The organism is Acidovorax sp. SUPP1855, from assembly GCF_030158955.1.
Taxonomy (GTDB): domain Bacteria; phylum Pseudomonadota; class Gammaproteobacteria; order Burkholderiales; family Burkholderiaceae_C; genus Paracidovorax.
Genome location: NZ_BQXI01000031.1, coordinates 14,409 through 26,895, shown reverse-complemented (window position 1 = coordinate 26,895; position 12,487 = coordinate 14,409). Strand labels below are relative to the sequence as shown.

Below are 12,487 nucleotides of genomic sequence, written 5' to 3'. Positions count from 1 at the left end.
AAGGGACAAGGCACAGCTGCCGTGGCCAAGGACACCACCATCAGCGGGCAACCCTAGCGTTGGGAGAATTCTCCCCAGGTGGGGTTTTCCTGGCGTGGGGAAAAAAGGGCGGAAAACCGTCCATATCCACCCTTGTGGGAGGTGGCTGACCCGGGCGGAGCCGGGGAAAGTCGATTTTTTTGCTTGGAGACGCTCAAGTTCTCCAGGGCCTGCCCGATAACCTAACCAACAGGTTCAAGCGAATTTGTTGACCGGCAAGCGATGGATGGGTTCACGTGACTGCCGCCCCGGTCTTGGCAGCTGGCCATGGGGGTCAGCGTTGTGATCGGCGGTCTAGCCGGAATTTAAGTTACCAAGGAGCATTTCAATGGCCTCTACCATCAACACCAATGTCGCTTCCCTGACTGCTCAGCGCAATCTGGGGATGTCGCAGAACTCTCTCACCACCTCGATGGCTCGCCTGTCCTCGGGCTTGCGCATCACCAGCGCCAAGGACGATGCAGCCGGATCCTCGATCGCCGAGCGCATGAACACCCAGATCAAGGGTCTGGCCGTGGCAGCCCGCAACGCCAACGACGGCATCTCGCTGGCCCAGACGGCGGAAGGCGCTTTGGGCAAGGTCGGCGACATGCTGCAGCGGATGCGTGAACTGTCGGTGCAGGCCAGCAATGCCACCAACAGCAAGAAGGACCGCGAGGCCCTGCAATCCGAAGTCAAGCAGCTCACCGATGAAGTCGACCGCGTTGCCAAGCAAACCAGCTTCAACGGCCAGAAGATTCTGGACGGCAGCTTCGCAGGCGCCTTGTTCCAGGTGGGTGCCAACTCCGGTGAAAACATCACCGTCGGTGCCTTGACCAACTCGTCGGCTTCCGGTCTGTCGAACATTGAATACTCCACCGGCAGCGTGACTTCCATCAATGCTTCCGACGCAACCGTGACCGGTTTCGGCACCAAGATCGCAGCGGGTGGCCTGACCATTCAGGTGGGTTCCGCCTCCGCCATCGATCTGGGCGAGATCAAGGCTGCCGGTTCGGGCGTGGAACGCCTGGGCCAAGTGGTGTCCGCCATCAATAACAAGTCCGCCGATACCGGTGTGACGGCCTTCCTGACGAAGAAGGACGACGGCACGTACGATCTGGAGTTCGCATCGTCCAAGCTGACCAGCGCAACGCCTCCTGTGCCGGAAACCATCACTTTCGGCGGCACGACCGGCTTCTCCGCGGCAAACACGGGCTTCGCAGCCCCCACGCTGGCAGCGGCCACCGGTACCGACAAGAAGGGCATCGACACCGTGACCGTCGGTACTCAAAAGGACGCGTGGGTCGCTCTGAAGAAGATCGACAGCGCGATCGACCAGGTGAACTCGGCCCGTGCTGACTTGGGTGCCCTGCAAAGCCGCTTCGAAAACTCGGTGGGCAACATCGACATCCAGGCCGAGAATCTGTCGGCATCGCGTGGCCGGATCGTGGACGCCGACTTCGCCAAGGAAACGGCTAACCTGTCGCGCACGCAGATCCTGCAACAGGCCGGCACCGCGATGGTGGCGCAGGCCAACCAGCTGCCACAGGGCGTTCTGTCTCTGCTGCGTGGTTGATCAGTGGCTTATAAGGGGGATCGGAGCGGTCCGAACCCTTTTAAGCGGCGACAGGGCCACTCCTGTCGCCGCTTTTCCTGCTTTTAGATCGAAGCGATTCTCGCCACAATCGTGTATTGATTGTTGATGGCGGCCCCGGCTGCCTGGGAGACCAAAATGGGCATTACCTCGATAGGCATTGGCAGCGGGCTCAACGTCGAAACCATCGTCACCAAGACGGTGGCGCTGGAAAAGCAGCCCCTCGTTCAGCTGCAGGCCAAAGCGGACACCATCCAGACCAAGATTTCCACGTTCTCCCAGGTGAAGTCGCTGCTCTCGACCTTGTCGGACGCCGCGGCCAAGCTGACCCGGGACAGCGCGTGGAACGGCATGGCGGTCAGCTCTTCCAACAGCGCGGCCGTCACGGCCACGGTGTCGGGAATTGCCAGCGCATCGTCTTTCGGTGTGAGCGTGCAGCAACTGGCCCGCGCGCAATCGAATGCTTCTACCGCCGTCGCCAAGGACTCTGTCATTGGCGCAGGCACCATGACCATCCAGTTGGGCACCTGGGATTCCACTGCGAATCCACCGACTTTCGGCGTGGGGTCCTCCAAGCCGATCAATGTCTCGGTCAGCGCGACCGACACGATCACGAACATCGCCGCCAAGATCAACGAAGGCGATGCCGGCGTCACGGCCACCGTGTTGCGCGATGCCTCCGGGGAGCGGCTCCTGCTGCGTTCCAAGACCACCGGGCAAGAGTCGGGCTTTCGCGTGCAGGTGGCGGAAGATCCGGCGGCGCCGGGCCTCTCCAAGCTCGCCTTCGATCCGCAAAATTCCCCAGGCGTGGGGCTGGCGGCCAATACCATCCAGTACGCACAGAACACGCAGGCCAAGATCAACGGCATCAGCGTGACGTCCAAGGACAACACGTTCACCGAAGCCATTCCCGGATTGACCCTGACGGTGTCGCAAGTGACCACGACCGACGTGGAGATGGGGGTGAAGGCCGATACCGCCACGATGAAGAAGAACATCCAGGATTTCGTGGATGCCTACAACGCCGTCAATGACCTGCTGGGTTCCTCGACCAAATACGACAGCGAGAGCAAGACCAAGGGCGTGCTGCAGGGCGACAGCACGGCGGTCGGGCTGCAGAACTCGCTGCGGGCGGCCATCGGTGCCGCAGTCGGCGGTACGTCTGCCCTGCAGACGCTCTCCGACATCGGCCTGGAAGTGCAGCGCGGCGGCAAGCTGACGGTGGACAACACCAAGCTGGACAACGCGCTGAAAACGCCCGACACGCTCAAGCAGCTGTTTGCGTCCGACCCGGCCTCGGGCGGCACGGGCACTGGCGCTGCCGTTCGCATGAAGTCGTTCACCTCTGGACTGCTGTCGCTGGACGGCCTCATGAACAACAAGTCCGACGCCCTCGACCTGGAAGTCAAGCGCAACACGTCCGACCAGGAAAAGGTGAACAACCGCGCGGCCGTATTGGAAAAGCGCATGCGCGCGCAATACACCGCGCTGGACACCCAGATGGGCAGTCTCTCGGCCCTCAACAGCTACATCACGCAGCAGGTCGCCCAGTGGAACAAGTAAGCCCGGTGTCCGGGCCAGCCGCCGCCGCGCGGCTGGCCTGAACCCTGGGTCACTCTCCGTTGCGCCACCCTGCCAGAACGCCAAAACACCTCGTAAATGTCCTTGAGTTCCTTCTTGATCTGCCGATATTGAATGTAAGTAGCATGAAGGAGTTCTCGATGTACACGCCAGTCAGTTCCCGCGCCGCCTCGGTCTATCGGCAGGTCGGTGTGCAATCCAGTGTGGATGGCGCCTCGCCCCATCAATTGATCCAGATGTTGTTCGATGGCCTGGTGCAGTCGCTCAACGCGGCCCGCGGCTCCATGCAGCGCGGCGATGTGGAGGAAAAGGGCCGTCAACTGGGCAAGGCCGTGCGCATCATCGAAGAGGGCCTCAAGGGAGCGCTCAATCCCGCCCAGGGTGGTGAACTGGCCGCCAATCTGCGGGCCCTGTATGACTACTGCGTGGGCCGGCTCACCATGGCCAACCTGCGCAACGACGTCACCCTGGTGGAAGAAGTGGTCAACCTGATCGTGCCGGTGGCGCAGGGTTGGGGCGAGATCGGTGCCGGTGGCCGTCCTTCGGCCCCCGGTGGGAGAAACTAAGAATGTCTGAAATGCTCATCGATTACTACAAAGCCATCGAAGACAGCAGCGCCAAGATGCTGGAGGCTGCCAAGCTCAAGGATTGGGATGGCGTGGTTCGCTACGAAGGCGCCTGCGCGGTGCTCATCGAGCAACTGCGATTCAAAGCCCAGGAGCACGATCTGCTGCCGGAGCACCGCCGGGAAAAGACGCGCATCATGCAACGCATCCTGAGCAACGATGCCCAGATCCGCTGCCTGGCGGAACCCTGGCTGTCGCAGTTCGAGCATTTGCTGGAGCGCCAGCCGCAGATGATGCATTGAGGAGGGAGGGGGTCGTCCCCTCGCCGGGCTGCCTGCCCGGCCAGTGCCAAGCGGCGCCATCGCGCAGTGCAGCGAGCGGTGGCGGCCAGCAGGCTGGCGCGCAGTGCGCCTTCGGCAGTGTTGTTTTCAGGATCGCCGCCGCCGCCAAGCGGGGTTGAGGCGGGTGGTGTATTGAATCGAAAGCCCATGCGGCGCGGCTGTATCAACCGCAGCGGTGCAAGGAATTACCAGTCAAATGGCCTTCCAGTGCAATAAGTACTAAGGCGTTTCGCTATAAAAATAATAGCAAATGATGGGTTCGATGTTGCGGGCTGGCGTCAAACCTGCATGTTCATGATGTCGGTGTAGGCCTGAACCATGCGGTTGCGCACGTGCAGCGTGGCCTGAAAGCCGATCTGGGCCTTCTGGATCGCCACCATGGTTTCTTCCAGGCTCACGGCCGGGTTTTCCATCTGCACTTCCTTTTGCAGGTCGGCCGCCCGGTTCTGGGAGGCGCTGACCGACTGCAGCGCGCCCTTGAGCGCCGAGGAAAACCCCACTTCCTGCGAGTCCTGCGGTGCCGCGGCACGGCGCGCAAGGCCAGCGCCTGCAAGTGGCGTGGTGGGGCTTGATATGCGGAGGTCCATGGCTGTGTCCGAAGGAATGGCGGGATGGTGCAATCCTAGGGGGCCGGCGCCGCGCCATCCTGGGGAATAGATGGTGAAACGACGGCCTTATCTCGGCTACGTCGGCAAGGGGCTCGTCCAATAATCGCCCCACGCCAACCCTCTGCCGGGTCGGACCTTTTGGAAAGCACCATGTCCGCAGTTGCTGAAGTCCCTGTCATCAGTCCCGCTAACCCCTCGTGGATGCAGCGGTTTTCCGCGCTCGAACGGGGCCAGCGGATGCGCCTGGGCGCAGGCATGGTCTTGCTGATCGCTGCCGTGGTTGCCGCGGTGGTCTTCAGCCGCCAGCCGGACTACCGGGTGCTGTTCGCCAATCTGAGCGACAAGGACGGCGGCGCCATCGTGGCCCAGCTGTCAACGATGAACGTGCCCTACAAGTACGCCGAGGGCGGCGGGGCCATCCTGATTCCGGCCGAGCGCGTGCACGACGTGCGCCTGCGTCTGGCCACCCAGGGCTTGCCCAAGGGCTCGGTGACGGGCTTCGAGCTGATGGAGACGAACCGGTTCGGCGTCACCCAGTTCCAGGAGCGGCTGAACTTCCAGCGTGGCCTCGAGGGCGAGCTGACCCGCTCGATCCAAGCGCTGTCTTCGGTGCAAAGCGCACGTGTGCACCTGGCTCTGCCCAACCAGAACGGTTTTTTCCGCGAGCAGCAAAAGCCTTCCGCGTCCGTGCTGCTGAGCCTGTTCCCCGGCCGTTTCCTGGACCGCACGCAGCTGGCCGGGATCGTGCATCTGGTAGCCTCCAGCGTGCCGGAGCTGTCGCCCTCCGCCGTGAGCGTGCTGGACGACACCGGCAAGCTGCTATCGCAATCCCCCGACACGGCTGCCGGTTCGGGCGTGGACGCACAGCAGCTGAGCTACGTGCAGCAGATCGAGCAGCAGTACACGCGCCGCATCCTGGACATCCTGGAGCCGGTGGTGGGCAAGAACAACGTCAAGGCGCAGGTCACGGCCGAGGTCGATTTCAGCCAGACCGAATCCACCTCCGAGCAGCATCGCCCTAACCAGACGCCCGACGCCAGCGCCGTGCGCAGCCAGCAGGTCGTGGAAAGCGCCGGCACCCAGGGCGCCCAGCCCCCCAGCGGAGTGCCCGGCGCCACCAGCAACCAGCCGCCCCAGCCTTCGACCGCGCCCATCAACGGCGCCAACCCCGCACCGACGGCCGCTGGTCAGCAGGGCGCGCAGGGCACGGGCAGCAAGCGCGAATCCATCACCAACTATGAAGTGGACAAGACCGTCCGCGTGACCCGCGGCGGCAGCGGCGCCCTCAAGCGCGTGAGCGCGGCGGTGGTGGTGAATTACCAGGCCGTGGCGGAAGCCGCGGGCAAGGCGCCCACCAACAAGGCCTTGTCGCCCGAGCAACTGGAGCAGATGACGGCGCTGGTGCGCGAAACCATCGGCTTCAACAAGGAGCGTGGCGACTCGGTGAACCTCATGAACACGCCGTTCCTGGTCGATTCCACGCCGGTGGTGGACCTGCCGCTGTGGAAGCAGCCCGAGATGATCGAGCTGGCCAAGAGCCTGGGCTGGCCCGTGGGCATGTCCCTGTTCGCGGCCATGGTACTGCTCGGCCTGGTGCGCCCCGCCATCAAGGGCATGGGCAAGCCCCGGGCGATTCCGGTGGCCCAGGGCGGACAGCTCGACGCCATCGAGGCGGAAGAGCCGCAGCGCCCGGCGCTGGCCGCGCCGTCCAAGCCCGAGGAGGTCGCCCAGACGCCCGAGCAACTGCGCCTGGAAGAGGCCCGTGTGCTGGCCAAGGAGAACCCGATGGCCGTGGCGAATATTCTCAAGACGTGGGTCAACGGCGAGTCGTGACGCGGCGCCGTGCGATGATTTCCCACCGACGCATGAAACCACGAGCTTTCCATGGATGACCAAGGCCTGAACGATGCTGCGATTTTGCTGATGTCCCTCGGCGAAGAGGAAGCCGCCGAGGTCTTCAAGCATCTGTCGCCGAAGGAAGTGCAGAAACTGGGCGAAACCATCGCCCGCATGCGCTCGGTTTCGCGCGAGAAGGTCGATTCGGTCATCAACCGCTTTTCCGGCGACGCCGCGGCGCAGAGCCTGCTGGTGTCCGACACCAGCAACTACGTGCGGTCGGTGCTCAAGCGCGCGCTGGGCGACGACAAGGCCGCGTTGCTGATCGACCGAATTCTCCAGGGCGGTGACGTTTCCGGCATCGAAAGCCTGAAGTGGATGGACCCGCTGTCGGTGGCCGAGCTGCTGCGCAACGAGCACCCGCAGATCGTCGCCGCCATTCTGGTGCATCTGGATTCCGAGCAGGCCGCAGCCGTGCTGATGCAGCTCACCGACCGCCAGCGCAGCGAGGTGCTGCTGCGCGTGGCTACGCTGGAAGGCATCCAGCCCACCGCGCTCAAGGACCTCAACGAGGTGCTGTTCAAGGTGCTGGCGGGTGGCGACAAGATCCGCAAGAGCTCGCTGGGCGGCGTCAAGGCGGCGGCCGAGATCATCAACCTGCTGGGCTCCAACATGGACAGCGTGGTGCTGGAGTCGATCCGGGGCTACGACCCCGACCTGGCCCAGAAGATCATGGACAAGATGTTCGTCTTCGACGACGTGGCCAAGCTCGACGACCGTGCGATCCAGACCGTGCTCAAGGAAGTGGCGTCCGAAACGCTCATCGTGGCGCTCAAGGGCGCCGTGCCCGAGCTACGCGAGAAATTCCTGGCCAACATGTCGTCGCGCGCCGCCGAGGCCATGCGCGAAGACCTGGAGTCGCGTGGCCCGATGCGGCTGTCCGAAGTCGAAGCCCAGCAAAAGGAAATCCTCAAGACCGTTCGCCGCCTGTCGGATGAAGGCCAGATCGTGATCGGAGGCGGCGGTGATGACGCATTCGTATAACCCGCGCAGCTACACGCGGTTCATCCCCAGCGAAGAGGTCGGGGAGGTGACCCAGTGGCAGTTCGGCGCCGTGGACGGATCGGATTTGCTGCCCCCCGTGCCGGAGCCCGAACCGGAACCCCTTCCGGTCGTCTTCGACGAGGCCACGCACCTGAGCGCCCTGGAAGCGGCGCGGCAGGAGGGCTTCGAGCAGGGCCGCGCGCATGGCGAGGAAAAAGCCGGACTGGAGTGGCAGCAGCGCATGGACGACTACATCGCCGGCCAGGGCCAGGAGGTCGCGCAGCGGATGGATCAGGTGGTGCAGGCGGCCCAGGCCAGCCTCGTCCACATGCAGCAGCATGTCGCGCAGGAAGTGCTGCAGCTGGCCTGCGACATCGCCCGCCAGGTGATCCGCCAGGAATTGTCGAGCCAGCCGCAGGCCTTGCTGCCCGTGGTGCGCGAAGCCCTGGGCATGCTGATTGCCGAAGGCCGCCCGGCCACGGTGCGCATGAACCCCGCCGACTGGGAGGTGCTTGAAAAACCGTTGGGCGAAGCCTATGCGGGGGCCAAGGTGCAGTGGCTGCCCGATGCGGCCGTGGCCGCAGGCGATTGCTTCGTGGAGTCGGCCGGGACGGTGATCGATGGCTCGCTGGGCCGGCGCTGGGAGCGTGCGATTGCCTCGCTGGGCCTGGCGTCCGCCTGGGATGCTGAAGGGGAGAAGGCCCATGGCTGACACCCTCCCTGAAACCTCGCTGTTGCCGGATGCACCCATCGAGGCCGATGTCCAGAGCCCGGCGGACACGGCCTGGGGCCGTTTCATGGCGGATGCGCGGGCCCGCGTGGCACAGGGCGCCCCACTGGAAACCCGCGGCACGCTCACCCGATTGACGGGGCTGGTGCTGGAGGCCGTGGGCATCCGCGTGCCCGTGGGGTCGCAGTGCATGGTGCAGATGCCCGGCCACGAGCCTGTGCTGGCGGAGGTCGTCGGGTTCTCGGCCGACCGCGCTTTCCTGATGCCGGCGGGTGACATCCACGGGCTGTCCAGCGGCGCCAGCGTGGTGCCTGCGGCGGCGTACGTGCCCCAGCCGAGGCTGGGCGAGGACGCCCGGCCATCACCGGCCGCTGGCGTGCTCCGGTTGCCGATGGGCGACGGGTTGCTGGGGCGCGTGGTCGATTCCCAGGGCATTCCGCTGGACCATGGCGGTGCCGTGGTCAACGTGAACTCCGAGCCCATGGACCGGCGCCAGATCAACGCCATGGACCGCGATCCCGTGCGCGAGACCCTGGACACGGGCGTGCGTGCCATCAACGCCCTGCTCACCGTGGGGCGCGGCCAGCGCCTGGGGCTGTTCGCCGGCTCCGGCGTGGGCAAGAGCGTGCTGCTGGGAATGATGGCCCGCTACACGCAGGCCGATGTGATCGTCGTCGGCCTGATCGGCGAACGTGGCCGCGAGGTCAAGGAATTCGTGGAAGACATCCTCGGCGAGGAAGACCGGGGCCGCGCCGTCGTGGTGGCGGCGCCGGCCGATGCGCCGCCGCTGCTGCGCATGCAGGGCGCCGCGTACGCCACGGCGATTGCGGAGCACTTTCGCGACAAGGGCAAGCACGTGCTGCTGCTCATGGATTCGCTCACCCGCTATGCCATGGCGCAGCGCGAGATCGCGCTGGCCATCGGCGAGCCACCCGCCACCAAGGGGTACCCGCCCAGCTGCTTTGCCAAGCTGCCGGCGCTGGTGGAGCGCAGCGGCAACGGATTGCACGGGGTGGGCTCCATCACGGCCTTCTACACGGTGCTGTCCGAAGGCGATGACCAGCAGGACCCGATCGCCGATGCGGCGCGCGCCATCTTGGACGGGCACATCGTGCTGTCCCGCGCGCTGGCTGAAACGGGGCATTTCCCGGCCATCGACATCGAGCAGTCGGCCTCGCGCGTGATGCACAACGTGGTGTCGCGGGAGCATTTCGAACTGGCCCGGCGGTTCCGCGCGGTGTATTCGCGCTACCAGAAGAGCCGTGACCTGATCCAGGTGGGCGCCTACATGAGCGGCTCCGACCCGGCGCTGGACGAAGCCATCCGGCTGCAGCCCGCCATGGCGGACTTTTTGCAGCAGAACATGTTCGAAGCGGCGCCCATGGGCGAAAGCCTGGGCTTCATGGGCGCGGTGCTCAACCATTGATGGGCCAGGGGTGAACCGACCATGTCTTCGCTGAATGCTTTTCTGGTGGCCGTCGAAATGGCCGAGCGCAAGCGCGACGAGGCGCGGCAGGTGCTGCAGGACGCGCAGCGCGCGCGCCAGGCGTCGCAAGCGCAACTGCAGCAACTGGAAGGCTACGCGCTGGAAACCCAGGGACGCTGGGGGGCGCAGGCCGACACCACCGTCAAGCCCGAAGTCATGTACCACCACTACCAGTTCATGGACCGGCTCGCCCATGCGGTCGGCCTGCAGACCGGGGTGGTGGGCGATCAGGCCGGGCGCGTGGAGCATGCCACCCGTGCCGTGCTGGCGGCCGAGTTGCGGCTGGCGGCACTGAAGAAAGTGGTCGAGAAACGGCGGAGCGAGATGGACAAGCTCCAGGCGCGCCGCGATCAGAAGCAAACCGATGAGCGCGCTGCGCTGCAATTCGGCAAGGAAAATGCAACCCAGGGCCAGCAGGGGCCGCAGGAGTGGTGAACATGGAACCGACACGCATCAACAGCTCGCACACGACCCACGAAACGCGCGGCGCGCGCGCCGCCGGCAAGGCCGGCGCGGCGCAGGATGCCACGCAGCAGGGTGCGGGGCAGGGCGGCTTCTCTCTGCTGCTGGCCGCCATGGACACCACCGCACTCGGGGACGGCACCGCAGACATCCTGCAGGCCGATCCCGGCGCGGCCCAGGCCCCCTGGCTGCAGGCCGGCGAGGTCGGTGCACTGCCGTTGGACCCTGCCGCGCTGGCGGCGTTGCAAAGCGGTCAGCTGTCCACCCAGGTGCCCATCCAGGGCCAGGGGCAGCTCCCGGCGCAGGGCGGTGCGCAGCAGGGGGTGCTGGGCCAACCGCTGGGCCGGGTGCTGGGCGACAACGCCGGCACAGGCGCCTGGGCCAATGGGTTCAGCGGCCTGATGGACTCTGGCAGCCTGGTCGGTCAAACGGCCTGGATGGACCGCGCAACGGATCTGTCCGATACGGCAGCGGCTGCTCCGGTGGCCCCTGGCACTACCCCTTACAAGGGCCTGCAGGCACGTCTCTCTGCGGCGGCGGGCTCCTCCGCTGCTGGCTTGGGCGTGGATCCGTCCACGGCGGGCACGGGCGCTGCGGCCTTGCGCAATGCGCTGGGCAAGGAAGACAAGAAGCCGGCTTCGGCAGAGATGCCTGGCGCATTGACCGCAGCGGTCGCCGCCATGGCACCGGATCGGCGTGATGGAGCGGGCGCCGCCGGGGTGTCGGCATTGGCGCGGGCACCGCAGGATGCCTTGGGTGCGGCTGCACCGGTCGCTGGCGCACTGGCCGAAGCGGTGGCCTTGCGCTCGTCGGAGCGTGGCGCGGGGTCAGGGGCCTCCGATGGGCCATCCTCACGGGGTGGCGGGCCTGGGGCCGAGTCCGGAATGGGCTTTTCCCTGAGCGACGCACCGGTGGCGACCGATGGCGCAGGGGTGCTGGCCGACCCCTCCCAGGTGGGCGTGGAGGACCAGATCGCCGAGCAGGTCGCGTACTGGGTGCACCAGAAAACGCAGAACGCCGAACTCACCATCGATCGGGAAGGCCAGCCGGTGGAGGTCATGGTGTCGCTGTCGGGCAACGAGGCGCATGTCACGTTCCGCAGCGACCAAGCCAACACCCGCGAATGGCTGGACTCCAGCGCGGCGCAACTGCGGGATCTGTTGCGCAGCGAGGGGCTGGAGTTGTCCGGTGTCACCGTGGGTCAGTCGGGCAGTAACGGGGCCGGGGCTTCGGGCAGTGATGGCCGTCGCCCCGCTTCGGACCGCGACGGACCGACACGGCATGCTCAGGTGCAGGCCGCCGCCGGCGTGGGCTCGGGAGCGGGCTTGGCCGTGAAGAGCCCTTCGGGTTCCGCCCGCGCGCTGGACGTCTTTGCCTGAACGCAAGCCGGCCTGGGCATCCTGGCGCACCGGGCCGAAGAAGGGCCGGAGGCGGCAGGCCCGGCTGGGCCGACATCCCGCATCGGTTCTGGACGGCGCGCAGCCCTAGGAGGCTGAAAGCCATGGTTTTGGGCTTTTATTCTGGCTATTATCGAAAGCTGGGACGCCCAATAATGGGGACATCGAGTGAGGTGTGCCGCCTGTGCGGCCCTCGCTGTGCCGCCCTGTCCTGAATTTGTTGCGCAAGGAATCCCAACGTGTCTGCCAATCCTGCCGCCGCAGCGCCGCCCAAGGCCAAGAGCAAGAAGATGCTCATCATCGGTGTGGTCGTTGCCCTGCTGGTCATCGCTGGTGCAGGCGCGGCCTGGTTCATCATGAGCAGCCGCAGCCATGCCGAAGACGAGGAGGGCGCAGAGGCCCGCCCCCATGCCCCGGCAGCTCCCAAGGTGGCGCCCACCTTCCTGCCCATCGACAACATGGTCGTGAACCTGGCCGATACCGGTGGAGAGCGGTTCGCCCAGATCGGTCTCACCTTGGAACTGGCCGATGCGAAAACGGCGGAGCAGGTCAAGCTGTACCTGCCGAGCATCCGCAGCGCCATCCTGATGCTGGTGTCCCAGCGCACCTCCGAGGAGTTGCTGGGCCGCGAAGGCAAGGAAAAACTGGCGACCGACATCCGGCGCGAAGTCTCCAAGCCCTTGGGATACACGGTGCCCAAGCCCCGCAAGCGCCCCGCCAGCCAGGAGGTGGAGGACGAAGAAGAGGCACCGCGTGCCAAGCCTGCCGCTGATACGAATCCTGTGCGGCAAGTCCTTTTCTCCAGTTTCATCATCCAGTGACGG

At 65.6% G+C, this 12,487-nt stretch carries 12 protein-coding genes; 11 read left to right on the top strand and 1 reads right to left on the bottom strand.

Annotation, left to right across the window (positions count from 1 at the left end; genetic code table 11):
* Positions 1 to 367: 367 nt before the first annotated feature.
* The 4 genes from AVMA1855_RS21505 (at position 368) to AVMA1855_RS21490 (ending at position 4,061) form a co-directional block, all read left to right on the top strand.
* Positions 368 to 1,594, top strand: a complete 1,227-nt coding sequence (locus tag AVMA1855_RS21505; protein WP_284427253.1) for a flagellin — start codon at positions 368 to 370, stop codon at positions 1,592 to 1,594.
* Positions 1,595 to 1,750: 156 nt separating this feature from the next.
* Positions 1,751 to 3,175, top strand: coding sequence for a flagellar filament capping protein FliD (fliD, locus tag AVMA1855_RS21500; RefSeq protein ID WP_284427252.1), 1,425 nt, complete (start codon positions 1,751 to 1,753; stop codon positions 3,173 to 3,175).
* Positions 3,176 to 3,333: 158 nt separating this feature from the next.
* Complete coding sequence (gene fliS, locus AVMA1855_RS21495) at positions 3,334 to 3,759, top strand: flagellar export chaperone FliS (protein ID WP_284407508.1); 426 nt, start codon at positions 3,334 to 3,336, stop codon at positions 3,757 to 3,759.
* Positions 3,760 to 3,761: 2 nt separating this feature from the next.
* Positions 3,762 to 4,061: a flagellar protein FliT gene (locus AVMA1855_RS21490; protein ID WP_092745692.1), complete on the top strand. Its 300-nt coding sequence runs from the start codon at positions 3,762 to 3,764 to the stop codon at positions 4,059 to 4,061.
* A 317-nt stretch (positions 4,062 to 4,378) separates the two neighbouring features.
* Here the strand turns inward: AVMA1855_RS21490 and fliE are convergent, their stop codons facing one another.
* Positions 4,379 to 4,687, bottom strand: coding sequence for a flagellar hook-basal body complex protein FliE (gene fliE, locus AVMA1855_RS21485; protein ID WP_272565395.1), 309 nt, complete (start codon positions 4,685 to 4,687; stop codon positions 4,379 to 4,381).
* Between the two features lie 171 nt (positions 4,688 to 4,858).
* On the opposite strand from fliE, the gene fliF reads away from it, so the two are divergent.
* From fliF to AVMA1855_RS21450, 7 genes are all read left to right on the top strand, one after another.
* The gene (fliF, locus tag AVMA1855_RS21480; protein ID WP_284402654.1) at positions 4,859 to 6,541 is read left to right on the top strand and encodes a flagellar basal-body MS-ring/collar protein FliF; all 1,683 of its coding nucleotides are present in this window, start codon (positions 4,859 to 4,861) and stop codon (positions 6,539 to 6,541) included.
* Positions 6,542 to 6,592: 51 nt separating this feature from the next.
* The gene (fliG, locus tag AVMA1855_RS21475; RefSeq protein WP_272565391.1) at positions 6,593 to 7,588 is read left to right on the top strand and encodes a flagellar motor switch protein FliG; all 996 of its coding nucleotides are present in this window, start codon (positions 6,593 to 6,595) and stop codon (positions 7,586 to 7,588) included.
* Positions 7,572 to 8,300: a FliH/SctL family protein gene (locus AVMA1855_RS21470; RefSeq protein ID WP_284427251.1), complete on the top strand. Its 729-nt coding sequence runs from the start codon at positions 7,572 to 7,574 to the stop codon at positions 8,298 to 8,300. Before fliG ends, AVMA1855_RS21470 begins: the two co-directional genes overlap by 17 nt.
* A gap of 85 nt (positions 8,301 to 8,385) precedes the next feature.
* Positions 8,386 to 9,744, top strand: a complete 1,359-nt coding sequence (fliI, locus tag AVMA1855_RS21465) for a flagellar protein export ATPase FliI (RefSeq protein WP_284407507.1) — start codon at positions 8,386 to 8,388, stop codon at positions 9,742 to 9,744.
* A 21-nt stretch (positions 9,745 to 9,765) separates the two neighbouring features.
* A complete protein-coding gene (gene fliJ, locus AVMA1855_RS21460; protein WP_272565386.1) occupies positions 9,766 to 10,239 on the top strand; it encodes a flagellar export protein FliJ in 474 nt (157 codons plus the stop codon).
* 2 nt (positions 10,240 to 10,241) lie between these two features.
* Positions 10,242 to 11,645: a flagellar hook-length control protein FliK gene (locus AVMA1855_RS21455; RefSeq protein WP_284427250.1), complete on the top strand. Its 1,404-nt coding sequence runs from the start codon at positions 10,242 to 10,244 to the stop codon at positions 11,643 to 11,645.
* Positions 11,646 to 11,902: 257 nt separating this feature from the next.
* Positions 11,903 to 12,484 carry a flagellar basal body-associated FliL family protein gene (locus tag AVMA1855_RS21450; RefSeq protein ID WP_272565383.1) on the top strand — a complete coding sequence of 194 codons (582 nt, stop codon included), beginning with the start codon at positions 11,903 to 11,905 and terminating at the stop codon, positions 12,482 to 12,484.
* Positions 12,485 to 12,487 lie beyond the last annotated feature (3 nt).